Origin of the sequence: Moritella dasanensis ArB 0140, assembly GCF_000276805.1 — a bacterium.
In the GTDB taxonomy this organism is placed as follows: domain Bacteria; phylum Pseudomonadota; class Gammaproteobacteria; order Enterobacterales; family Moritellaceae; genus Moritella; species Moritella dasanensis.
Genome location: NZ_AKXQ01000034.1, coordinates 21,876 through 46,863 on the forward strand (window position 1 = coordinate 21,876; position 24,988 = coordinate 46,863).

General features: G+C 42.3%; 21 protein-coding genes and 2 tRNA genes. 11 read left to right on the forward strand and 12 right to left on the reverse strand.

Translation table 11 applies throughout. The annotated features are described in order from the left end of the window. Nucleotides 1-271 precede the first annotated feature (271 nt). Both A923_RS22825 and A923_RS0120210 read left to right on the forward strand, forming a co-directional pair. Nucleotides 272-403, forward strand: a complete 132-nt coding sequence (locus A923_RS22825; protein ID WP_017223512.1) for a DUF3149 domain-containing protein — start codon at nt 272-274, stop codon at nt 401-403. Nucleotides 404-558: 155 nt separating this feature from the next. After that, entirely contained in the window at nt 559-924 is a 366-nt protein-coding gene (locus A923_RS0120210; protein WP_017223513.1) for a SpoIIAA family protein, read from the forward strand. 62 nt (nt 925-986) lie between these two features. On the opposite strand, the gene A923_RS0120215 is transcribed toward A923_RS0120210, so the two are convergent. Next, nucleotides 987-1,280 (reverse strand): DUF3630 family protein, encoded by a 294-nt coding sequence (locus tag A923_RS0120215; protein WP_017223514.1) that lies wholly within the window; start codon nt 1,278-1,280, stop codon nt 987-989. A gap of 40 nt (nt 1,281-1,320) precedes the next feature. Beyond that, the gene (gene recQ, locus A923_RS0120220) at nt 1,321-3,141 is read right to left on the reverse strand and encodes a DNA helicase RecQ (RefSeq protein WP_017223515.1); all 1,821 of its coding nucleotides are present in this window, start codon (nt 3,139-3,141) and stop codon (nt 1,321-1,323) included. Between the two features lie 243 nt (nt 3,142-3,384). Here recQ and A923_RS0120225 point away from each other — a divergent pair, with 243 nt between their 5' ends. The 6 genes from A923_RS0120225 (at nt 3,385) to rarD (ending at nt 11,189) form a co-directional block, all read left to right on the forward strand. Continuing rightward, nucleotides 3,385-4,107, forward strand: a complete 723-nt coding sequence (locus A923_RS0120225; protein WP_017223516.1) for a DUF4956 domain-containing protein — start codon at nt 3,385-3,387, stop codon at nt 4,105-4,107. A gap of 2 nt (nt 4,108-4,109) precedes the next feature. Further along, the gene (locus tag A923_RS0120230) at nt 4,110-6,725 is read left to right on the forward strand and encodes a CotH kinase family protein (protein WP_017223517.1); all 2,616 of its coding nucleotides are present in this window, start codon (nt 4,110-4,112) and stop codon (nt 6,723-6,725) included. Further along, nucleotides 6,722-7,402 (forward strand): polyphosphate polymerase domain-containing protein, encoded by a 681-nt coding sequence (locus A923_RS0120235; RefSeq protein ID WP_017223518.1) that lies wholly within the window; start codon nt 6,722-6,724, stop codon nt 7,400-7,402. Before A923_RS0120230 ends, A923_RS0120235 begins: the two co-directional genes overlap by 4 nt. Continuing rightward, nucleotides 7,395-9,572, forward strand: coding sequence for a hypothetical protein (locus A923_RS0120240; RefSeq protein WP_017223519.1), 2,178 nt, complete (start codon nt 7,395-7,397; stop codon nt 9,570-9,572). Before A923_RS0120235 ends, A923_RS0120240 begins: the two co-directional genes overlap by 8 nt. Before the next feature lie 120 nt (nt 9,573-9,692). Then, nucleotides 9,693-10,187 carry a thioesterase family protein gene (locus A923_RS0120245; protein WP_017223520.1) on the forward strand — a complete coding sequence of 165 codons (495 nt, stop codon included), beginning with the start codon at nt 9,693-9,695 and terminating at the stop codon, nt 10,185-10,187. Between the two features lie 96 nt (nt 10,188-10,283). Continuing rightward, the gene (gene rarD, locus A923_RS0120250; RefSeq protein ID WP_017223521.1) at nt 10,284-11,189 is read left to right on the forward strand and encodes an EamA family transporter RarD; all 906 of its coding nucleotides are present in this window, start codon (nt 10,284-10,286) and stop codon (nt 11,187-11,189) included. A 75-nt stretch (nt 11,190-11,264) separates the two neighbouring features. Here rarD and A923_RS0120255 read toward each other — a convergent pair whose 3' ends face one another. The 8 genes from A923_RS0120255 to lptM all read right to left on the reverse strand — a co-directional run bounded on the left by A923_RS0120255 (nt 11,265) and on the right by lptM (nt 19,070). Then, entirely contained in the window at nt 11,265-11,897 is a 633-nt protein-coding gene (locus A923_RS0120255; RefSeq protein ID WP_237716254.1) for a chromophore lyase CpcT/CpeT, read from the reverse strand. 110 nt (nt 11,898-12,007) lie between these two features. Continuing rightward, entirely contained in the window at nt 12,008-14,176 is a 2,169-nt protein-coding gene (uvrD, locus tag A923_RS0120260; RefSeq protein WP_017223523.1) for a DNA helicase II, read from the reverse strand. Between the two features lie 46 nt (nt 14,177-14,222). Further along, complete coding sequence (gene yigB / locus A923_RS0120265) at nt 14,223-14,939, reverse strand: 5-amino-6-(5-phospho-D-ribitylamino)uracil phosphatase YigB (protein ID WP_017223524.1); 717 nt, start codon at nt 14,937-14,939, stop codon at nt 14,223-14,225. Continuing rightward, complete coding sequence (gene xerC / locus A923_RS0120270) at nt 14,939-15,943, reverse strand: tyrosine recombinase XerC (RefSeq protein ID WP_017223525.1); 1,005 nt, start codon at nt 15,941-15,943, stop codon at nt 14,939-14,941. The genes yigB and xerC overlap by 1 nt, the downstream gene beginning before the upstream one ends. After that, nucleotides 15,921-16,646, reverse strand: a complete 726-nt coding sequence (locus A923_RS0120275) for a DUF484 family protein (protein ID WP_017223526.1) — start codon at nt 16,644-16,646, stop codon at nt 15,921-15,923. Before A923_RS0120275 ends, xerC begins: the two co-directional genes overlap by 23 nt. Continuing rightward, a complete protein-coding gene (dapF, locus tag A923_RS0120280) occupies nt 16,643-17,473 on the reverse strand; it encodes a diaminopimelate epimerase (RefSeq protein ID WP_026006391.1) in 831 nt (276 codons plus the stop codon). The genes A923_RS0120275 and dapF overlap by 4 nt, the downstream gene beginning before the upstream one ends. A gap of 58 nt (nt 17,474-17,531) precedes the next feature. Further along, nucleotides 17,532-18,788, reverse strand: coding sequence for a diaminopimelate decarboxylase (gene lysA, locus A923_RS0120285; RefSeq protein ID WP_017223528.1), 1,257 nt, complete (start codon nt 18,786-18,788; stop codon nt 17,532-17,534). Between the two features lie 66 nt (nt 18,789-18,854). Continuing rightward, nucleotides 18,855-19,070, reverse strand: coding sequence for an LPS translocon maturation chaperone LptM (lptM, locus tag A923_RS0120290; protein WP_017223529.1), 216 nt, complete (start codon nt 19,068-19,070; stop codon nt 18,855-18,857). Between the two features lie 76 nt (nt 19,071-19,146). Here lptM and cyaY point away from each other — a divergent pair, with 76 nt between their 5' ends. Beyond that, nucleotides 19,147-19,458 (forward strand): iron donor protein CyaY, encoded by a 312-nt coding sequence (gene cyaY / locus A923_RS0120295; protein WP_017223530.1) that lies wholly within the window; start codon nt 19,147-19,149, stop codon nt 19,456-19,458. A 741-nt stretch (nt 19,459-20,199) separates the two neighbouring features. On the opposite strand, the gene A923_RS0120300 is transcribed toward cyaY, so the two are convergent. Continuing rightward, on the reverse strand, nt 20,200-20,856 hold the full coding sequence (locus A923_RS0120300; protein ID WP_017223531.1) for a Qnr family pentapeptide repeat protein: 657 nt from the start codon (nt 20,854-20,856) through the stop codon (nt 20,200-20,202). A gap of 939 nt (nt 20,857-21,795) precedes the next feature. Further along, nucleotides 21,796-24,300 (reverse strand): class I adenylate cyclase, encoded by a 2,505-nt coding sequence (locus A923_RS0120310; protein ID WP_017223533.1) that lies wholly within the window; start codon nt 24,298-24,300, stop codon nt 21,796-21,798. Between the two features lie 429 nt (nt 24,301-24,729). Here A923_RS0120310 and A923_RS0120315 point away from each other — a divergent pair. Together A923_RS0120315 and A923_RS0120320 are read left to right on the forward strand one after the other, a co-directional pair. After that, a tRNA-Val gene (locus A923_RS0120315) sits at nt 24,730-24,805 on the forward strand. 68 nt (nt 24,806-24,873) lie between these two features. Beyond that, a tRNA-Lys gene (locus A923_RS0120320) sits at nt 24,874-24,949 on the forward strand. Nucleotides 24,950-24,988 lie beyond the last annotated feature (39 nt).

Here is a 24,988-nt window from a genome sequence, read left to right on the forward strand (position 1 = left end):
CCTTACGAAGTTGAAATAATAGAGCTGATGATTAATCACATATTATTTTTGGTCACGTTAATTGTTCAATATAATCCGTATACAGGCGATTTGCTCTCTAGATAAGAATGCAAAACTCATCATTATATCGTCTCATCACAGTTTTAAAATAACATTACGGTAACAAAACCATTCACTGATCTGGATCAGTTTCCTCGTGTTTTAACTTGTTATGATTACCCATAAATAAGTAACTCATAACATAATTACTGACTAATAAAGGATGAACACGATGGACATTTGGACTAAACTTTTAGGCGATCTTTTCTCTGATACTGTCGGCATTGCGTCATTCAGCGTGATTGCACTGACGTTTATTATTGTTAGTGTGCTCATCAGTATGTTTATTGTTAAAAGCCGATAACGCGCCAGTATTTATCACGGTACAACAATAATTATCAGCAAATAGCGACTATAGTTAATTCATCATCATGAATGTTAGCCGCTTTGCGCCCCCTCATTAATGCCTTAATACATGATGGGCAATAATGAAGGACATTCAGCCACTCGGAGATGTCCATGATCACTATTATCAATCTAGCTGAAGCCAACCTGTTTATTAACCTGTCACAAACCATCACCCACAGTGATTACGAAACCGTATTAGAGCCGGTGATCGCCGATATACTAAAACAACATCAGCAAGTGAATGTCTGCGTTATATTCGCGAATGACTTTACAGGGTTCGAACTGCATGCGTTAGTAGATGATGCGATGATGGGGATAAAGTATTGGCAATACTGGCATAAAATAGCGTTTATAGCCGAACCGAAATGGTTACATACCATGGTAAACGCCATTGAAGCGATAAACCCGATCGCCGTCGAAAGTTTTTCAACGACGCTACAGGCTGAGTTATGGTTTAAAGAAGAAGAGATTTTTTAATCATAGGACAGAAATAGAATAGAATAAAACTAACTGGCCGCAGCGTTGCGGCTATTTTAACTTTACTGTGATTTTAACTTTTCTGCTATTTCGACCAGTATGCCCTGTTCTTCTTCACGGGCAACTGCCAACCATGCACTGGCAGTGTAATCTTCAAATTCAAATAACAAATTAATATCTTGGTATTCTAATACCCAAGCGTGACGATCTGCGCCCCAGTTTTTATCACACAAACGTGCATCTAATAACTCAACTAATGTCGGCGCTAGCGTCGTAAAGTTTTCAAAATTCAATCCCGCATGTTCTAACATTAAAATATTATCAGTCGCTTGCTGCGTTGCCAGTGTCCAGTTCATGTTTTTATCCTTAAATACGTTTGCTCTGCAATGTGCATGGTTAATCGTAAGCGGCTATTTTAGTCAGAAATTGACGCCCAAAGCGTTCCAATTTAACGTGACCCACACCATTTATATCTAACATTTCCGCTTCATTTTGGGGTTTAATCTCTGCCATTTCAGCTAATGACGCGTCATTAAACACCACATACGGCGGAATATTTTCACTGTCGGCAATGTCTTTACGTAACTTACGCAGCGCAGCAAAGAGTTTACGATCATAATTAAAATTGGCGATACGGCTACTGCGTTTTGGCGCTTTGTCGACATTAGTAATAGGTTGTAAGCGTGGCTCGGCTAATTCCAGTGCCTGCTCACCACGTAATACGGGGCGCGCGGCTTCAGTTAACTGCAATACCGAGCTGCGGGTAATGTTTTGCAATAATAAACCGCTGTGGACCAATTGACGCAGAACACTTAACCAATGTTCTTGCGATTTGTCCTTACCAATGCCAAACGTCGATATTTTATCGTGACCACGTTCCTTCACCCGTTGGTTTTGTGAACCTCTTAATACGTCTACAACATAGGCCATACCAAATGCTTGGCCAACGCGATACACACACGACAATGCCATTTTCGCATCTTCAGCACCGTCATAACGTTTCGGCGGATCTAAACAAATATCGCAGTTACCACACGCTCTGTCATTAAACTCACCAAAATAATTCAGTAGTACCTGACGACGGCAGGTTTGTGCTTCTGCAAACGCCACCATGGTATTAAGCTTGTGCATTTCTACACGTTGTTGCTGTTCATTTTCAGTTTGCTCAACCATATAACGCACGCGCATAATATCGGCCGGATCAAACATCAATAACGCTTCTGCAGGTAAACCATCACGCCCTGCACGACCGGTTTCTTGATAATACGATTCGATATTTTTTGGCAGATCATAATGCACCACAAAGCGCACATTGGGTTTGTTAATACCCATACCAAAGGCGACGGTTGCCACCACAATATCAAGTTCATCACGAATGAAGGTTTCTTGAGTATCTTGGCGTTCTTGTTGCGATAACCCTGCATGATAAGGTTTGGCATCAAAGCCCGCGCGGCTTAAACCTTCGGCGACTTCTTCTACGCGTTTACGACTGGTGCAATAAACGATACCACTGACACCGTCTTGCTGTTTCACATAACGTTTTAGTTGGTCTAACGCTTTAAATTTTTCTACCAACGAGTAACGAATATTAGGGCGATCAAAACTCGACATGCTCACTTTCGGATCATGCATTTGCAATTGATTAAGAATATCTAACCGTGTTGCGTCATCAGCCGTGGCCGTTAATGCCATCATAGGCACGTTGGGAAATAGTTGTTTCAACTTACCTAATTGATTGTATTCAGGTCTAAAATCATGACCCCAAGACGAAATACAATGGGCTTCATCAATGGCAAACAAACTGATCTGAAACTGCTGTAGGTATTGTAAGAAATCCCCGACCATCAAACGTTCAGGTGATAAATACAATACCTGCAAGCGGTTATTCTGTAGATCCTGATAGATTTGCGCTGATTCTTGGCGCGCCAAGCTAGAATTCATATACGCAGCCGAGACACCGCTGGCGCGTAAGGCATCGACCTGATCTTTCATCAAGGAAATAAGCGGACTCAGCACGATGGTTAAACCACCTCGCACCAATGCCGGCACTTGATAACATAATGATTTACCGCCACCCGTGGGCATAATAACGAGACTATCGAGACCAGCCACCGCATGTGCGATCACCTCTTCCTGACCCATGCGGAATTGTTGATAACCAAAAACACTTTCAAGCACTTGTTGCGCGGATGGCAGGGTAGAAACGGTTGCAGTCATGATGATTTGATCTCAGTTTGAGTAGTCGTTTAGGACTCGGCTCTAAATAGCGGTAATGCTGTAAATAACGCAATCGGCAATTTTAACAGGTTATCGAGGCAGTAAACAAACTCTAACCGCAACAAAATTTATGCAAATAATATTCACAGCCCCATCAATCGAATAAATATTGCCTAAACTAGATCGTAACAGTATAAAAAATAGTTATATTTATACCTAACCCACATACAAGGAGAGTCTATTGTGGAACCAGTTAATCCAGCTATAGCGGCATTTTTACCGAATGAAGTTCAGGATATGTTCTTCCCTTATGCCAGTGTCATGCTTGCACCTTTGTTACTCAACTTAGTCATAGGTTTTGCCTTGTCTTGGGTTATTGGTGTGCATTTCCGCTATTTTGCTTCTTCGTTTTGTAACCGCCAAGATTTCTCTCGTTTATTTCCGCTACTCATGCTCACCGTGATCCTGATTATTTCCATTGTTAAAGCGTCACTGGCATTAGCATTAGGCCTCGTTGGGGCGTTATCAATCGTGCGTTTCCGTACTCCGATCAAAGAACCTGAAGAGTTGCTGTATTTGTTTTTAAATATTGGTATCGCCGTTGCCCTTGGCGCAGGACAAACCATCGCGGCCATCTCGGCTTGTATTACCACATTAATATTAGTGAGTTTTATCAAACACTCGAAAACCGAGCATCATGGTGAAAAAGGGATTTTCTTATCACTGCGCCACCAACATGAGGGAGAAGATGAAGTTAGTATCAGTGAACTCCAAAAAATATTTACCAAGCATACCACCCGCAGCGATCTGCGACGGTACGACCATGAACAAAAACTAATTGAAGCCACCTTCTTCATTTCGTTCGCCAACAGTGAGCATTTAGATAACTTATTTGAAGCGTTGAAACTGCGCTATCCCGGCGTATCGTTATCATTACTCGAGCAACATAATATTGCTGGAGTGTAACTATGATCCTATCCGAGAACCGGTCGCGGTTTGCTAAACGCGACCGCTGGTATACGATTGGCGGAATATTACTGGTTTTATTCTTTGTCACGCCATCACCAAGTAGCATTAAAATCATGTTGGTTGAGCATGGCTTTGTCGCTCACAGTACTGATAGCAGCGCGAAACAAGCTCAATTAATCGATGCGCTGATTGATGCGCCAATGAAATACCTGAATGCCGATACCAATATTCCTCAGTTACAACTGGACATTAAATATCAAGATTGGATGCGCATAGTTGCCGACCGTAAACAAGCATTACAAGCAGGTCAGATCCCTGACCAACGCGCTGAAGTAAAAGCCAGTGTTAGCTATGAAGAAAATAAATACAGCGCAAAAGTACGTCTACAAGGCGATTTACTTGATCATGTTGCAGGGCCACAGCGCTGGTCGTTACGGGTAGAATTAAAAGGTAAAAGCAGTCTACTAAAAGTAAAACGATTTGCCCTACTCAGCCCCAATGTACGTGGTAATCATGCCCCCTTGTTGTTTAGTAAAACCTTAGACATCGCCGGCTTCGATATCATTTCACCGCAACATATCCCGGTAAATCTCACAGTGAACGGAACACCATGGGGTTTAATGTTATTGGAAGAAGTCTTTGCCAAAGAATTACTGGCCAATAACAACCGCACCGAAGGCCTGATTGTTAAGTTAGAACAAGCTACGCTTAATGAAAAAAACAGCCAACTACATAAGGTCTTCCGCCCTAAAGTATTTCAACAAAGCGATGCGATTAGTGATCCGAGCTTAAATCAGCAGCGCAAGATCGCACTCACCTTACTCAGTGATTTTCTCAATCAGCGTCGCAGTGCATCCGATGTCTTTGATAGTCGTAAGCTGGGCCAATACATCGCGACCGTCGATCTCTGGTCTGCCTGGCATGCCTTTAGTTGGAACAACTTACGTTTCTACTACAACCCGCATACCGCTAAACTTGAACCGATTCAAAGTGATGAAGCTTTATCACCAGTAGCAGATAAAATCTTATTACAACCAGTGAGTGCCCAGTTCCCACTGATCCAAGCCATGCTTGCCGATACCAAGGTGCAAGAGCAATACGATCAAGCACTCAACCATCTGCTCACGTTAGTCAATAACAAACAACTGCCCGATCAGTTAGCAGCATTACAGCAGCAAATACTCAAAAAAATGCAGCATGGTTCGCCACTACTGCAAGGGTATAGCTTTGATAGTTTAACCGCGCACGCACAGTGTTTAGCACGAGGTTGTCGTGATTTACCGACAATGCCGACCGCTTGGCACCGTCACGTCAATACATTTAGTGCCGAATTACCTTGGGATCTGGCGAGTCAATTCCGCTATAGCAATAATCAAAAGCAACTGCAATTACGTAATAATAACCAAGCACCTATCTCGATCATCGATTTAATTGTCAGTGATAAATGGGGCAGTGAAATTAGTTTAACCGACGCCCCTGAATTACCTTTTACCCTCGCGAGTAATCAAGCGGATAGCAGTTTAATAATTGCGCATCGTGGCGCTTACAATATTAAATTACTTACTCGTCAGGGTGATAAAAAACTGCAAACTTATCGCTTCCAACTGGGTGAATCAGCCACCAGTTTCCTACCGCGTCCCTTACCCATGCAGCAAGAAGCGGATGTACTGGCTAATTACCCTTTCATTCAAATACAGCAGGATGGTTGGTACTTTAAACCAGGAAACTGGCACATTAACGATTACTTGATCACCCCAGCTGATACGCGGGTATACATCCCCGAAAATACCCATTTACGCTTTAGCAAAAAAGCGGGGATGCTTATTTTTGGCCAACTTGATATCGAAGGCAGTCAACAATCACCAGTCACGTTAACACCCAGCAATAATAAAACATGGCAAGGCATTGCGGTATTCGGTGCGGGCAGTAAATCAACCATCCAACATTTGGATATGGCAAAAAGTACCAGTCCCAAGCAAGGTAATTGGCAACCAAGAGGCGCGTTGTATATGTACGATGTCGATCTCGATGCCAGCAATATAACGCTACGTGACAATCGCTCTGAAGATGCATTGAACATGATCAACAGTACCTTTAATTTAGCCAGATTGGTCATCGAAAATGCTTACTCTGATGGTTTTGATTGTGACTTTTGTCAGGGCAAGATCAGTGACAGTCAATTCAATACGGTGGGCGTTAGATCGGGAGGGGACGCCATCGATATTAGTGGTTCTCGCATCATAGTACGTAATAGCCAATTTAGTCAGATCCGTGACAAAGCCATTTCAGCCGGAGAACACAGTGATGTCGATGCCGCTAATATCCAAGTAAATAGCGCGGCGTTTGGCATTGTGGCCAAAGATGGTTCACAGGTGGTTGCCGACAATATAACGGCTGTCGATATTAAACATTACCTGTTCATGGCTTACATGAAAAAGCCCTTCTTTGGTGGTGCCAACCTACAAGCGTCTAACTTTAGCTGTGATAACTGCAGTGACATCAGCATGCTGCAAAAAAATAACGTACTGATTTTAGATGGCCAGCAACAGATGGCGAAGAAATTAAACGTGAAGAAACTTTACACTAGCTCTATGCGCTCGGACAAACCAAAATGACCCCAGATTATCGCTTTGAAGTTAAAATACCGATCCCACTTAATCGTTTAGAGTACATGCTATCGTGGTTAAGACTGTCATCGATGGGATTTCGTCAGCATCACCCTGACCAACATGTGAATAGCGTGTATTTTGACAGTCACCAAATGGCGTGTTTTGCCGAAAATCTTACCGGTATTAGCAACCGTAATAAAATGCGTATCCGTTGGTATCACGATATTACCAACGCAGGTAAGGCCCAGCTGGAATTTAAACAGCGGCGCAGCGGTAAAGGCTGCAAGGTTATTTATCCTTTACAGCTGAACTTTGATGATCCCGATATCACCTGGTCAGAACATATTAAACACTGCCAATCGCAATTATCGCTGCAAGCACTGTCAGAATGGGACAGCCAAACGTATCCAATATTACTCGGTCGCTATAAGCGCCAGTACTTAGTCAGCTTTTGTGGTCGCATACGCGCAACGCTCGATAGTAATATGGAAGTGTACGATCAACGCTATTGGAGTAAACCCAATACCACTCGGTCACGCAGAATGGGCGATTATGTATTGCTGGAATTAAAATGCCAAGACCAACACGAACGCTTGCTCAGTGAGTTAGTGAGCCGATGTCCACTCAACCCATCTCGACACTCAAAATACGTCAACGGTGTAAGGCATATGATCTATGTATAATTATATCAGCAACGCCTGTTATGGGTTAATTACGTTCATCATGTCAACATCGATAGCGGTTAGCCAAGTATATCCGTCAGCGGGTACCGCATGGGTCATTAATGGTCAACAACAAGCGGCGCTAGCACCTGATTGGCAGCAGCAATTTGATTCAGCCAGCGCAGTATCCCAATGGGAAGATGAGCATGCAGATATCAGTATTGGCGGAAGCTATAATCAATATGAAGCAAAAAAAATTACCCAACTCGGTTACATGTATAGCCAAAAACTCGAGTGGGTGATGGGCGAAAAAGAACAACAATTACGCCTGTGGATGGCAGAGCAGCAGCAAGACTATGAATCTCTGTTTCTACACTTTCAACACGACACCCAATTTGAGATACCGACCAACAAACATGCTTTACATACCCCACTTTACGGTATGCCCGAATTCGTTGCGATTCAACAAACCTCAACACTGACGCAGCAGGGACAAATAACACGCCTTAACATGCCAATGCAAACAGCATTGCCACTCGAAAATAATCAAACCTTCTATGTATTTTCATCCGAAAAATTAACTGGACTGGATATTGAATTCACGGGGAAGAAATTAGCGAAGGCCAACATAACTATTGCCCATGCCAGCCAAGACTTCAGCAGTAAGTCGCTAGAATATGCTTGGCAACCACTATCAACACAACCCTTATCAGCAACATTAAATAGCCGTTGGTCACTGCCCACAAGTTGGCCTCGAGTCGCTATTTCACCGCAACTCAGCGCGCAATTAGGCGGTCAACTGGCGATTAAAAATGCGCGTTTTTACATTTTAAAAATAACCGTTAATCATTTAGATTCTGAGGCAAAGCTTACAAAAATACGCTTACCGAGCTGGTATCAATTTAGCCAAAAAGCATCTAAACACTATGTCACTATCCCCGGTTGGGATCCGCTTAACGATAGCAACAAAGACGGTTATATTGATGATCGTGAATACCAACAACGCTCGAACCGCAACGCCAGCGCTCGCTTACCATATCAAGCGCGCTTGATCCCATTAGGTCGAATGTGGAGTGAAGGTTCATCATTTTGTTATGTAAATCTATTCTCTACTGATAACCGGGTGTTGTTAAGTAATTTCCTACAGCAGCGTTGGCAGCAACAGGGTCAACAAGGCGCTTATAATGACTCCCTTTTCCACGTACCCAATCATTCTCAATTTCCAACTGTGAGTGGTGGCCAGATTCTTGAGTTACAAATGCCGGTGCGACAAGCAGGTGCATTTTATTGGCAGAGTCTCAGTGCTTTTAATAAGGGTTTACAAGGATCCAATCAACAAGCTTGGGTTGGTGCCAACATATCTGATTTAAACCTGTTCACCGAACCCGGTTTACAGCCTTTAACCGACGGCTTTAATTTCTTTGTCCGCGAAGATTATATTCACCCCAGTCTTGGGTTATCTGAACAGCGTGGATTACTACAGCGCTGGGAACACTTTGCATTAAGTGCGCAAGGTAAGCGCAGTGTATTGATGGCGCATATGCGTAAAGGCGGTAAAGTACGCTGGCATGGAGACAGTAAAGTTAACTGGCAACACGACCAGACCACCAACCTGGCTATCTTTTACCTGTTAAATAATCCGCAATTAGATTTTTATCAACAATGGAATCATAGTTTCTATTACTCCAGTAAAAATACCCGCGACGATAACTACTATCAAGCCGGTATTCCTCATAATGTTGCCTATCAACCAACCGCCATGCTGCAACAGGATCTTGGCAAACCCATTTCAGCGCCCGCTAATTATCCCGCCGTTGAATACCGAGATAAAGCCAATAAGCCACTGGCATTAAGCAGCGATTCGCAGCTCACCCTGAATAAAAAAACATTAACCATCACACCAAGCCATTGGTTTTATCTCTACCGCAAAACGTCTCTTACGCTGCCATGGAAAAACGCAGCACCGCAAGAAGCCGTTATTGCACGACAATATCAGCAAGGATTAATCCTCTACTACACCGACCGTCATGGTAAAAACAAAAAATTTAGTGAACAAGCCTCTACGACCGTTGATTTACCCGGTCAATACCGCAGGCTGAATGCGGATGGCAGTCTTGGTCAGGTTATGAATAAGATCACCTTAACGGGTTATCAAGGGGTCATCTTGATCCCAGAAAAGCCGTCAACATAAAATAAAATCAACCGAATACACAATTTCAGGTGTATTCGTTTTAAAACTGAGTTACCTTAACGTAACTCAAAGTATAAGTAACATTAATTTTCGATAGCCGATAGCGCTTAAGCAGGATGCATGCAAACAATGACCGAGCAAGATGTAATTGACCAAGAACTCACTGAACAACAGATGTTAGATTTCATCAGTGATATGTTTATGAACCAAATGCCATTTAATGATTTACTGGGTATGCGGATCACCAGTTACACCACTGACAGCATCGAGTTACGTATCAACATGGATGATAAGTTAATCGGTAATCCGATCCGAAAAATACTCCACGGCGGTGTAACGGCCAGTCTGCTTGATGTCGCTGGCGGCATGTTAGTCGCGGCGGCAGCTATTCCACAAATGGAAATTAAAAGTGCAGAAAACTTCCACAAAAATCTTAAATCACTGGGCACTATCGATCTGCGAGTCGATTACTTACGTCCTGGCTGGGGTGATGAATTTACCGCGACAGCGCAGATTATTCGTTCCGGTAACAAAGTAGCCGTCACGCGGATGGAACTACACAATCAAGAGGGAGTGCATATTGCCTTTGGTACCGGTACCTATTTAGTTGGTTAACCAATCGCAAAGATAATTAATATCACTATCGCTGATTATCCATCATTGTTATGCTGGCCGACCTATTTATTCCTATAAAAATCGCTGGCATAACCAATGACAACCAACAATGATACTAAGCACGGCATAATATTCGCCATTCTTGCTTATGTAATGTGGGGCATGGCTCCGCTCTATTTTAAACAATTACACCAAGTACCAGCCTATGAAATCCTAGCCCATCGCGCGCTCTGGTCATGTATCCTCATTGCGGCATTGTTGAGCCTATTTAAATTATGGCCAATGGTAAAATCGGTATTATCCGTGCCTAAGAATGTATTATTACTGCTGTGCACATCATTGCTGATCAGTGTTAACTGGTTAACTTACATTTGGGCAGTAAATAACGATCACTTGCTCGATGCCAGCTTAGGTTATTTTATTAACCCCATTATTAACGTTTTTCTGGGTATGGTGTTTTTATCTGAAAGGTTGCGTAAGTTGCAGTGGGCAGCGATTTTATTGGCGGTGATCGGCATCTTAATTCAAGTTATCACGCTAGGCTACCTGCCTTGGGTGGCGTTGGTATTAAGTTGTAGCTTTGGTTTTTATGGGTTACTGCGTAAAAAGTTAAAACTCAATGCACTGGTTGGTCTGTTGATTGAAACCATTATCATGCTACCAATCGCGGCGACCTATTTGTTTATCTTTGCAGACTCTGCGACATCGGATCTAAGCGCTAATAGCCTACACCTTAACTTGCTGTTACTCAGTGCCGCCTTTGTCACGACAATACCGTTACTATGCTTTAATCATGCAGCCGTACGCTTGCCGTTATCAACGTTAGGCTTCTTCCAATACATAGGTCCAACATTGATCTTTATCTTGGGTGTGACACTTTATGATGAAGTCGTTAATACAGAAACATTAATGACATTTGGATTTATTTGGGCTGCATTGGTGGTATTTAGTATCGATGGTTTTAAAAATAATCGCCATCAACGGGCAAAATTAAAATCTTAATGGCGCAAGTCAAAATACGTATACAAGTATAACGTTAACCATCAACACCCCGATCAGTTATTACGGGTGTTGGTGTTATTCGCGATCAGCATAATCTTCAAGCTTCAAAAAAGTGATCGGTATATCCAGTCGACCCGGCACTAAATTGCCAAACTTATCATAACCGCCATCCAAAAATGACATATTCACTTCCGATACCGCAAAAAACGTCGTCATCAGTGGCATCCCTTGATGGGTAATACAAGAATCAACATCGGTCTCACCGACAAAGGTACTCGTGACCTTTAACTCAATCAATAATTCGCAATTATTGCTAATACTAAGCTGAGACTGAGTCAAACTGGCTAATACTTGCGGGAAATAATAAGCACCAGCAAAATCAGATGCACGTGGGATAGTGTAACTGTATAAACGAATCAAACCGTTGGGTGTAGCCACAAGTTGCAAAATACGCTGGCGGAATGGCTTGTTTGGCGAGTCAATAATACGACTCTCGATGTACAGCCATTCACCATCAATGCGATCTTGCCAAATCGGCAGTATTTGCAAGCCGATGTTAACTGCTCGCCCTTGAATAATGTCGTTAGTCGATCTATGAGTACCAGCTAACCATTGCTTTAATAACACTGTATTTTCTGATTTAAATACAGCAGAATAAGCAAATGAGCTGAACAGACACATAAGCGCGACGATAGATCGTAATATCAAAATAACTCCCTGTAGCCACATCGGTAGCGCTAACATCCAAGTTAGCGTGCAGTATGCAGTGATACTATCCTAAAAAATCGCGCAACTATACTACAAAAAGTTGAATCTGACTATAGAGCCTGCAATCTAGCGTAAGATACTACCAACCATTTGCTGCCGAGTTGATCAAACTCAATTTGAATGCGGCATTGCGGGCCACTGCCTTCATAGTTCATCACAATACCTTCACCAAATTTAGCGTGTAATACGCGCTGACCTAATTGATAACCGGTCGACTCAAATGACATTTTTTCAGAACCCGCACTAAAACGCCCAAACTGGGTTGGTTGGCGGATTTGAGTTTTCAAACGGATCTCTTCAATGTACTTTTCTGGTATTTCACGGATGAAACGTGATGGACGGTGATTCATCTCTTTACCGTATAAACGACGTGACTCTGCATAACTGATATAGAGCTTCTTCATGGCGCGGGTAATACCGACATAACAAAGACGACGTTCTTCTTCCATACGGCCTGCTTCTTCTGTCGATTGTTGACTTGGGAACATACCTTCTTCGACACCGACCATGAAGACCACGGGGAACTCCAGACCTTTCGCCGAGTGTAATGTCATCAATTGCACAGCATCTTCAAATTCATCCGCTTGGCCTTCTGCAGATTCTAATACTGCAAAGGCTAAAAATGCCGATAACTCGGTCATTTCTTCACTGTCATCGGGGATCTTAAAACCACGGGCAGCAGAAACCAGTTCGTCTAAGTTCTCAATACGGGATTGGGCTTTCTCGCCTTTTTCCAGCTGGTACATAGATTTCAGGCCAGAATGTAATACCACATGATCGATTTGTTCATGCAGGGCTAACTCAGCAACATCGTTATCCAGTTCGGTGATCAGCTCAACAAACTTACGGATCGAACTTGCTGCGCGACCGGCAATCAAATTGTTATCAAGTAAATAGATCGCGGCTTGCCACAAGGTTGAGCCCTGCTCGCGGCTTGCATCGCGTAATAATGACAACGCGCGATCACCAATACCACGTGTGGGTTTATTGACGACGCGTTCAAATGCCGCGTCATCATCGCGGTTATTCTTCAAACGCATATACGCCATCGCATCTTTCACTTCAAGACGCGCGAAGAAACGCAGTCCACCATAGATACGATAAGCGAGTTGTTCTTGTAATAACGCATCTTCCACCACGCGAGACTGAGCATTACTGCGGTATAAGATCGCGCAGTCACTGAGTGAACCGCCTTTATCTTGCCATTCTTTAATCCGGCCAACGACAAAACGTGCTTCATCGACTTCATTGAATGACGCATACAAGGAGATCGGCTCGCCTTCGTTGTCTTCGGTCCATAATTCTTTGCCCATACGCTCGCTGTTATTGACGATAAGCGCATTAGCGGCATTCAAAATATTGCTGCTCGAACGGTAGTTCTGCTCAAGTTTAATGGTTTTTGAACCTTTAAAGTCTGTTAAGAAGCGTTGGATGTTGGCCACTTGCGCGCCACGCCAGCCATAAATAGACTGATCATCATCACCCACGATCATCAAGTTACCGCGATCACCCGTTAACATACGTAACCACGCATATTGGATGTTATTGGTATCTTGGAATTCGTCTACTAGGATGTTAGAAAAACGCTCTTGGTAATGAGTTAAAATATGTGGTTTGTTCAACCAAAGTTCATGTGATCGTAATAACAGCTCACCGAAATCGACTAAACCAGCACGATCACACGATTCTTGATAGGCTTGATAAATCTTGATCCAGGTACGTTCAATTGGATCATAGGCCTGTAAATGTTCAGGGCGTAAACCTTCATCTTTTTTACCGCCGATATACCACATTGCCTGTTTTGCTGGCCACTGCTTTTCATCCAAATTCATGGCTTTGATCAAACGTTTTAATAAACGCAGTTGATCGTCACTGTCGATAATTTGAAATTCAGCGGGCAAACCCGCATCCAAATGGTGAGCGCGTAATAGACGGTGAGCGATACCATGGAAGGTACCAATCCACATGCCTTGCTGGCGGCCTTTTAATAGCTTATCAACACGGCCACGCATTTCTGCGGCGGCTTTATTGGTAAAGGTTACTGCTAATAAAGAATAAGGTGAGCAGTCTTCCACCTGCATTAACCAAGCTAAGCGATGTACCAATACTCTGGTTTTGCCACTACCTGCGCCAGCTAACACCAGCATGCTTGATGGTGGCGCCGCAACGGCATTACGCTGCTCATCATTGAGGCCGTCCAGTAAGAGAGATACATCCATAATTTAGTCACCTTAGACTGTATATTTAATCAGTAGAATAAAAGGATTATAACAGGCTTGTTAATTCATCCAAGTGCGTTATTTCAATATCGGGTAAATGACTGGTTCTGTTACTCGTCATTAACGATTGTTGTTGATCATTAAACCAAGCAGACATGAAGCCATTAGTGATTGCACCGGCCACATCAGACTTAAGGTGATCGCCCACATGGAGAATATGTTGCGGTGGTAATGCTAGCGTTTCTGCCGCCAGGGTAAATAAATCCGGATACGGTTTCATTCTCAAGCCATTACCCGGTTTTATTACGGCGGTAAAAAAAGGCGTTAGGCCAATTTTATCGGTATCGACATTGCCATTGGTTACCGCAATTAACGGGATCTTACTGGCGAGTTCAGCTAATACAGTAAAGGTATTTTCTGGTACCACAAAGTCACTACGTACGGCCAGCACTTGCTTAAAAATATCTTCAGCCACTGCACGTGCATCTTGATCGCTATAACCATGACGTAAAAATAACGCAGTTAAACAAGCAACGCGGATCGCACTGACATCATGAATTAAGCTCGGCTGTTGATGTATCACGTGGCGTTTTAACTGCGCCCAAGTATTATCATCTAAATGTCTGATGTGTGGATATTGACTGCGTAAATGCATGTGCATCCAAGCCTCGGCCCGACGTACGACCGGACCGTTATCATATAAGGTATCGTCAAGATCAAAACTCATGGCTTTAATCTGTTGTAATCGTCGATAGAATTTCATTAATCCTCCCTGTTCTTTTTCTTTGCGCGAGGGTGAGCGGCATCATACACTTTGGCCAGATGTTGAAAATCTAAACTGGTGTAGATCTGCGTCGTACTGATACTCGCATGCCCTAATAGTTCCTGAACCGCACGCAAATCACCGCTTGATTCAAGCATATGCGTGGCAAACGAATGACGTAATTTATGCGGGTGAACATGACTCGTTAATGTTTGCTGTTGCCCCCACTTCGCCATACGACTTTGCACACTGCGATGCGAGATCCGACGGCGCAATTGACTGACAAATAATGCTGGCTGCGCACTATCGGCATATTCACCACGTACGGCGAGCCATTCTTTTAATGCGGTAATAGCGACACTGCCAATGGGTAACTGGCGCTGTTTATCACCTTTACCAATGACCCGCATGGTTTTATCAGCTAATTTAACGTCTTTTAAGTCCAAGTTAACCAGCTCGTCTAACCGTAAACCTGCCGAGTACATTAATTCCATCATGGCTTTATCACGCAACACTAAAAACGGAGTGTCTTTTTCTTCCGCGTTGGATACCGCGAGTAATTGATTAATTTCATCAACATCCAGATTTTTGGGTAATGATTTATGTTGTCGTGGTGCTGATACACCTTTCGCGGGATTGGCACTCAAATCACCTTGCAGCACCAAGTAATCACAGAAACTGCGCAAGGCTGACAATTTTGTCGCCAGACTGCGAGGCGATAAACCCAGTTTATGATTTAAGGTCGCTAATTTACGTACTTGGGACGCATCCAGCGCACGCCATTCCGTGATCGGAAACGTCAGCATTTGCTCGGCGAATAAGGTCAAATGGCGGCGATAGTTACGCGCAGTATGCAGACTCAATTGTCGCTCACTGGTGATATAACGTAAAAACCGTTCAATTGGTTTCAACAACTGCACAGGTAAATCAAGTTGTATAGGTAGATCGCATGGTGCAGGTAAGTCATTACCTGCAGCGATATTATTTTTTGATGGCGTTGTCACGTAAAGGCATCAGTTGCGGTAACAGGGTAGAGATAATGCGGCAAAGCTGACCTAACAGCAAGTTATCCATGCCCGCTTGATAATGATCGGCGTTGGCACTACCGATAGCAAGTAACCCATATTCGCCACGCTCACCCAATGCCATTAAGGCCACGGAGTTAACCAAGGCATCTTGGCCAAACAGTAAGGCTTTATCGACACCAGCCACAGGACCAAAATAATGATCACCACCGGCAAACTGTTGCTGACGAATACGCACTAACTGTCCCGCTGAAATCGCCAGCGGATAATATTGCGATTTAAGATGAAAATAAGCTTCATTCAGATGTAAATTAACCGCAGCCAAAGGCAGTTGCGATTGAATTTGAGTCACCAGAATACGCTGCATTTGCATCACCGAAGTACAATTAAACAAGGCCGTATAAATATCTGCATAGATACGAAATAATTTATCGTTATCGGCAGCAATCGCCACTAACTGTTGTAATTGCTGTTCTAAATCGGCAATACGCTGGCGTTGACGCTCTAACCTTAGCGTCACCAAAGACACGCTGCCTTGGGCACCATGAGAGATAGGTAAGGAATCGACTAAGTCATTATTACGCACAAAAAAATCTGGATCCGCCTGCAGAAAGGCAATCACATCTTGCTCTGTCATCACAGCCGGCTCCGCGATCAACATTGGCACTGCAACGTCGATCATATATTAATTTGTCCATCGTATACATGTGTTGCAGGACCCGTCATGAATACCGGTGTACCTGGACCTCGCCATGCTATTTGTAATTTACCGCCAGGCAGTTCAATACACACATCTTGACCCAGTTTACCTTGTAATTGACCGACAACTGCAGCCGCACAAGCACCCGTACCACACGCTTGAGTTTCACCGACACCGCGTTCATATACCCGTAACTTGGCATGATCGGGCGACATGACTTGCATAAAGCCAGCATTTACTCGGTTAGGAAAACGCTCGTGATGCGCGATCGCATGACCAAGATCAGCCAACGGTGCCGACTCGATATCATCGACTAAAGTAACACAATGCGGGTTACCCACAGACACCGCCCCACAAAATACCGTGCTGTCTAATGCCCGTAAAATATAGGTTTTTTCTTGTTGTTTAGCACGAAACGGAATTTTATCAGGGGCCAATTCAGGCACCCCCATATTCACCGTGATCTGACCATCGTATTCAACCTGTAAAGAAATTTTACCGCCACTGGTACTTACCGCGATCTTACTCTTATTGGTTAAACCTTTATGACGCACAAAACTAGCAAAACAACGCGCACCATTGCCACACTGCTCTACTTCGCTGCCATCGGCATTAAAAATACGATAATGAAAATCAAGATCAGGGTCATAGGGCGCTTCTACCACTAACAGTTGATCAAAGCCAATACCGGTATTTCTATCCGCCAAACGACGGATATTGTCATTATTAAAGAATACATTTTGGGTCACACAGTCAACAACCATGAAATCATTACCCAAACCGTGCATCTTGGAAAACTGTATAAACATATGAACCTGTAACCTTTATTTCATTCAGTAGGTAAACTAATATTACGCAGGTAAACGACTATTGTGCTGGCAAAATCGCTTCGTCTTTCCAGATCTCTGCCAGTTCTTCTCGGCGACGAACTAAATGCGCCACATCACCATCTACCATCACTTCAGCAGGTCGGCTACGAGAATTATAGTTCGAACTCATCGTTGAACCATAAGCACCGGCAGAACGTACAACAATATAATCATCCATAGCGATGGTTAAATCACGGTTCTTACCTAAGAAATCACCGGTTTCACAAATAGGACCAACAACGTCATAGTTGCGAGATTCACGCACTAACGATTTATTCACTGGTGCAATCGCTTGCCATGCGCTGTATAACGCTGGACGAATAAGATCGTTCATTGCGGCATCGACGATAGCAAAGTTTTTATGTTCAGTAAGTTTTATATACTCAACTTTACTCACCAACACACCGGCATTCGCCATGATCGCACGACCAGGTTCAAAAATAAGCGCCAGTTTGCGACCCGCTAACTTATCTTTTAATGCCTGAGCATACTCTGCTGGTAATGGTGGCGTTTCGCCTTCATAAGGCACACCTAAACCGCCGCCCACATCAAGGTGCGCAAGCACAATACCTTGAGATGACAGTTTATCAATCAATACCAATAACTTATCTACGGCTTCTAAAAACGGTGAAAGCTCAGTTAACTGAGAACCAATATGACAATCAACACCGTTTAATTTAATGCCCGGCATTTTACTCGCCGCTTGGTAAACACCTTCAGCAAGATCGATATCGATACCGAATTTATTTTCTTTTAAACCGGTTGAAATATACGGGTGCGTACCAGCATCAATATTCGGATTAACACGGATAGATATTGGCGCTTGAACACCTCGGCTTATCGCAATTTCATTAATGCGTTCTAATTCAGATGTAGATTCAACATTGAAACAATGAATTTGATGATCGAGTGCTAAATTGATTTCAGCTACCGTTTTACCGACACCCGAGAACACCACTTTGCTTGGATCACCACCGGCCGCAATCACCCGTAGCAATTCACCACCAGAGACAATATCAAAACCTGAACCTAAACGCGCCATCACGTTAAGCACTGCAATATTCGAATTAGCCTTTACCGCATAACAAACCAAGTGCGGGTGCTCACCAGCGGCGTCATTAAATGCATGCCAATGGCGTTCAATTGTCGCTCGGCTATATACATAAGTTGGCGTACCAAATTTTTCTGCAACGTCTGCAATCGCACACTGTTCTGCAAATAACTGGCCATCATCCTGATAATTAAAATAATCCAATGCTCTATTCCTTTTCTTTAATTCGTAAACACATCCATTCATTGCCCATCATGTGACAATGTTTGTTTATTCCGCTTCACTGCTTGGCGTCTTACTCGCCACATTATTATCAACACTATTATCCACACTTTGCGCTGCTGGTGTCGCGACTGACTTGGCCTTCGGGGCATCACGTCCTGTTCCTGGCGCATATAAAGGACCCGAAATACCACAACCACTCAGCAAGCTAGCACTAAATAACAAGGCTAATGTAATAAATGTTGTTTTTCTTACTTGGCTCATAACCGACTCAATGATAAATTAATTCTATCCCTTATAATCGCACTGACAAAATTAAAAGCAATAGGATTAATAAAAAATGACTGATTCAGAATTCCACGAACAAGTAGATGAACTATTAATTAGCTTTGAAGAGATCATTGATGACAGTGATGTTGAGCTCGATTATGAAAACAGCAACAGTATTTTGACTTTATACTGCCGTGATGGTTCGCAAATCATTTTGAACAAACAAGCACCATTACATCAGATTTGGGTAGCAACGAAAGCCAATGGCCATCATTTTGCATTAATTAATGATACTTGGATAGATAATCGCACCCAGCAATCATTATCAGTCGTGTTGACTGAAGCGGTTAAAAATCAAGGCGGTGAAGACGTTAGTTTTTAACGTGAAGTGAATACCAACGGCGTAAATAAAGCAACATTGACGTAGTTGGTATGATCTCAATAGTAGTGCTGCTGATTTTATTGGTCTTATGAATACCATCACGCTAATGCTGTTATCGCTAAATTTTAGGCAAAGAAAAAGGCCGCACTAGATGACTAATGCGGCCTTTTTACGTTGTCGTAATAGCTCATATCCTTGAACTTATTGTGCTCCCTGCACTTAGACGTTTTTACCTAATCCGTTAGGTGATTTACTTTTCCCCAATCCTTTGAGTTGTTCCTTTTGGCAATCCTAGCCTAACAAGTCATCCTAACCTGTTTCTCATCTCCGTCCTGGAGGTGTCCTTTATTCACTCTAAATCCGTGAGTGCTATCCTTGTAATCCACCACATCCTTGCGGTTTCAGTAGAGGGCCAAGTCATCATCCTGATGAACTTCCTGCGTCTCTGGAAACAAATATAACAAATCTAGAAACAATAAATAGCGATAAAAAACAAATTTAATTAGTGCTAAAACACTAACTTTTCAGTGCAAATCGCTACAAATACCGTGAGAATAGGCTGTAAGCCTTGTATATCAAGAAATAAAAACATTCACTACCTAAGATCACCCCTGAATATAAGTACGATGTCCCGCAACATGAATAGTCGATCTCTTACACGCCAATGTCAGTGGATAAACTCACCGCCTATATCATGTAAATCAGCAGCAGTTTATTTGTGATCGAGATCACTCGACCTTATTAATCACCACCAATAATCAATCCAAAAGGCGCTAATAGTTGTTCCTGCTGCCAGCTACAAATAGTCACACCGTACAAATTAACCCGTCGAGGGTCGAGTCCGGTTAGATCTACATGGCTTAAATTACAATGCTGAAGATTAAACTGTGACCAACTTTCTTGAGAAAATTCACCGCGACTCAAATCAGAGCCCTGTAAGGAGGCGCCGACTAAATTACAACCAGTCCAGCGGTTTTCATACAAGTCACATTTTTCCAGTCGCTGATCTGCAAGGTTGGCATAACTCAAATTACATTGGGTTATATAAACAGAACAAAAGAAGATTTTTTGGGTAATATAATTAGCAAAACTGGCACGACTAAAATCGACACCCTTTAAATTACAGCCTCGAAATTCACTACCAAAACACTCAGCACCAATGAACCTACTCATATTTAAGTCGCAATTTTTAAAACTCGCGCCTTTCAAGTCAGCATAATCAAAACAGCAACCGCTGATATCCCCTTGCTCGATAAATTTACAATCAATAAACTCAGCATCACTTAACTGGGCATGATTAAAATCACAACGGTAAAATGCACAGCGCGTAAAAATCATTGATTCTAAATCTTGATCGGCAAAATCTGCTGCAATAAAGGTATTATCGGTCGTCTTCATAATCTCATTCTCTTGCTCTAATTAGCCTCAGATTACTACCAATACAGCCATCAGACCAAGCACTTTTATAACGCTAATGATAAATAAAAACAGGTCATTATAATTGCGATTTTAAGCGCTATAGCGAAGTGCTAGTGAGGGAAAAATGAATCAAATTGAATGGCAGTAGAATGTTCAATAGCGACGGCGATAAGCCTGGTTAAGCGCGTTAAACATGCATGGGAGTAAATGCACCGGTTCGGCAAGAAATAGTATAATAAAGCAGCAAGGTAAGTCGTTGACAGGTCGTTAAGAAGAGACGTAAAAATAAAACCGTAGATAAAGAAAAGGACGGCATAAATGCCGTCCTTAAATAGTCGTGTAGCCCAATCCTTGAACTAATTTTGCTCCCTGCAAATTGACTTACCTAAATCCGTTAGGTTTAACTCCCAATCCATTGGGTTTTTTTATTACCATCCTGGTACAATAAATCAATCCGATTTATTTCCTCTCCATCCTGGAGGTGTCCTTTATACTCATATCCGTTGAGTGTCCATCGCATCTTCATCCTGAAGACTTTTCCTTGCGACCACATCCTGTGGTAAATCCTATTCGATAATCCATATCTAGTTAGTAATCCTTACCAACTACGTCTGCGTCCTTACTGATACCTACTATAGAGAAATGCCATTTTGCTGCAATACGTAAATCGACATTTTTGCATAAAAAATACAAGATCCAGGTCACAAAACACTTTTAAACAATTAATTTCAACAACTTAAAAACCAAGACAAGGTGTATCACATCATTATAAACGAATAAGACCACAACCATAAAATGGCGAACTCTTACATTCACAATGGGCAATGTCTTACAGGTGTAAATCAAATGAAAAAATAAAAGTTGTCGTTTTTAATAAAAGCACCTAGGCGGTGGTCATTATGGATATAAAATGAGGAACTATTTCGTCGATACGTAAGGAATTACTTCTAATTCTTTGTTTTCAGAATAGACGATATCGTAAAACTGCGGTAAGTTGAAATTGGCAAATGTACCTTCGTTACGCGATTCTTCCTGAGAATTGGTATAAAAGCGATGAACACCTTTGATCAACTCATCTTTATTACCACTTAAATGCTGGTAAGTTTCCACGCGGTTAGCTTCATCGACTATATAGACGTTGAAACCATTTTTATAATTTTCAAAAAAGAACTGCACTAAGCCTTCTGACGAATGCGACTCCACCGCCAAAGGCGTACCTTCTGCTGTGGTAGTTTTATCAATTCGTAATGGCATCTGCTCTAACTTACGCTCAGAGATATGGTTATACAGATCCAGCGAACTCTCGAGTTTACGAATAGAGACGCCACGGCGTTCAAAATAAATGCCAAAGCGGTCTTCACTAATCGTTAGCATTTTAACGACCTGATCTTTATCTCGTTGTAATCGCGTACTTATACAATCTCGTACCAAACGTTCGAAGCTATGACGGATCAGACCACGAAAGTGCAAGCTATAACAGAACACCTTAATTGAATCAGGTTCTCTCGCGTCTTGATGCATCTTGCCCATAATAGTGGTTAATGCATCAACAATACGTTCTTCACCAGAAAAATGTAGTGTTCTCACTTCATTCCAAGAATTACGATAAATCAGATCGATACTACCGACTAAGCAGGCTTTACAATCACCAAATGAGAATACATCACTGGTATTAGTATCAAATTCAATAATACGACCACCCCAATGGTTAGTCGGATCATGTTCTAAATTCAAAAATATAGATAAATCACGGATTTCACAAGGGCGACTTAATGCTTGATTAGAGGCTGGTTTTGCTTGAATTGGAAATTTGTTTTTAAGATCTTTACAGAATGAGTTCAGCACATCGCTGTTCATATCTGAATCTTGATTAAATATATCAACTTGCGTTTTATCCGCCATCAAACCGTTGAAGTAACTCCAGGCCACTAATTTACTCAAATAGCCGTTATGCTCTAAAGGTTTACGACCGACAATCTGCATTGGCTCTAACGACGAGTTATATAAGTACCAACCGGAATTATTAAAGCGGCCATCGGGTACTTGCACAAAACTGAGTTGGTGTTCCGATAAGTCTGGCGAGATCTGTGGGTTAATGTAAGTCACTTTACCCGGCAGAGATTCAAACGCGGCATATAACTTACGCGATAAAATACCGATATCGGCAGGGTTAATCGATTCACTGATATTATTGCGACGGGCGAAACCAATCAGGTTACGGTAACCCTTCATCATCGCATCCAATAATTCGGGATGCGCTTCTTGAACCTGCTCAATCTTCCAATTATCGCGATTATCAAGATGGGCAATACGATCAGGATGCCAGTGCCATTCGCTAATGACGTCAGCAACAGAACTACGATGCCACTCTGGACGCGCCAATTTTTCAGCGGCGCAATTACCACTGAACATTTTCAAGTAAAAACAACGACGTAATAAATCAACGCGGGCGTTATCGCCTATTTTTTCGAGATAAGCCGTTACTTTAACTAAAATCTGATAATAGGTATCGTGTGCTAATGCTAATTGCGGTGAAGAGGCTAACTCTAGTGAAGACGCCAATTGAAAGTTTTCTTTCATTATTTGCGATAATAAACGGTTATTTGGGTATTCAGCTGAGTAAGCTTCCATTAATAGGGTTTTCAATACCGCCTTATAAGGGGAATCGATACCTTTATACAGCTGCCATAATGCAGATCCAAAATATTCTTCAGCCGGAATACGCGGAAATCCGCCTAAATCGACCCATTCATTACGATCAAGTACGCCATCGGCAACCAATTCATCAACGTAATCATCATAATTGTTGTCAAATTCAACCGGTAAAATGTGCCATAGACTTGGCTTACCGGCGATCCGTAAGGCACTACGATAAAATTCATCTAACAAAAGAAAGTGTTGGGCACTGCCACAACTTTCTTTTGTCATCACCGCATTATTTACTTTACGAAACTTATCTTCTGCAATTAAAAAGAAATTAACTTCAATATTATATGTTTCAGCCCACACCGTGATTAACGTGCATTTCTGCTCTAATAAATCAGCTTGCTCTGCACTCATCGCCGGATCATGGCATACCCAAATATCGAGATCACTACGCCAATTCTGACCAATCGAACCGGTACTGCCCATCGCATATAAACTGTATATAGGCGAACAAGTAACACATGTGTCATCCGTTAATTCGACATTTAATGCAGTTAAATAATCTTGTTGTTGCTCATCTGGCGTAAACAAACAAATGCCATGCGGAACCGCTGTATCAAGATAAACAGGTAGATTGGGGTGATTACAATGCAGTAAAAGAGGTAAAATAGCTGTTACTTCACGCCCGTTATCATCCATTAAGGATAAGGCACGATCAAGTCTAAGCTGATTGAACAGTTTAGCTTTCAGTTTCAGTTCAACAATTTTATTCTGCAAAATAAAACCTTAAATGAGGAAAACCATGCTTACTATTAACTGACTTTTAAACATTAAAAATCACTTAATATGGCGGGCACAGAAGTGTGATGATGCTAACAGTTTTCTAGATAATGGTAAACTTATAGCGCCAAAATAGTCACATTATTAAAATGGGTAACCTTAATGCTCGATTAAAATCATCCAAATTGTTGCTTCATAACTATTGTGGCGGTTCATAAATTTGTTATCTATTATTATAAATCGGGTTCGCACAAGTGATTGCCGTGCATTTTGTAAACAAAAAGAAGTAAAAAAGATCGCAACCAAACAATTTAAATAAAATAATTAATTTAGGGGTTGCATAACCAATTGGATCTGGATAATATCTGCCTCCTCGATTAGGGGCGCTGCTTCAAAACAACGTTACCAACATTAATCGAAAGTATGGGGTCCTTAGCTCAGTTGGGAGAGCATCGCCCTTACAAGGCGAGGGTCACTGGTTCAAGCCCAGTAGGACCCACCATATATTAAATCTGGTTATATATCTTTTATAAGATAAGTAACGGGATTTACTATGAAGAAAGAATTCGGGGGCTGTTAGCTCAGTTGGTAGAGCAGTTGACTTTTAATCAATTGGTCGAAGGTTCAAATCCTTCACAGCCCACCACTTTCTTTATAACACAGTATTGTCGCGGGATGGAGCAGT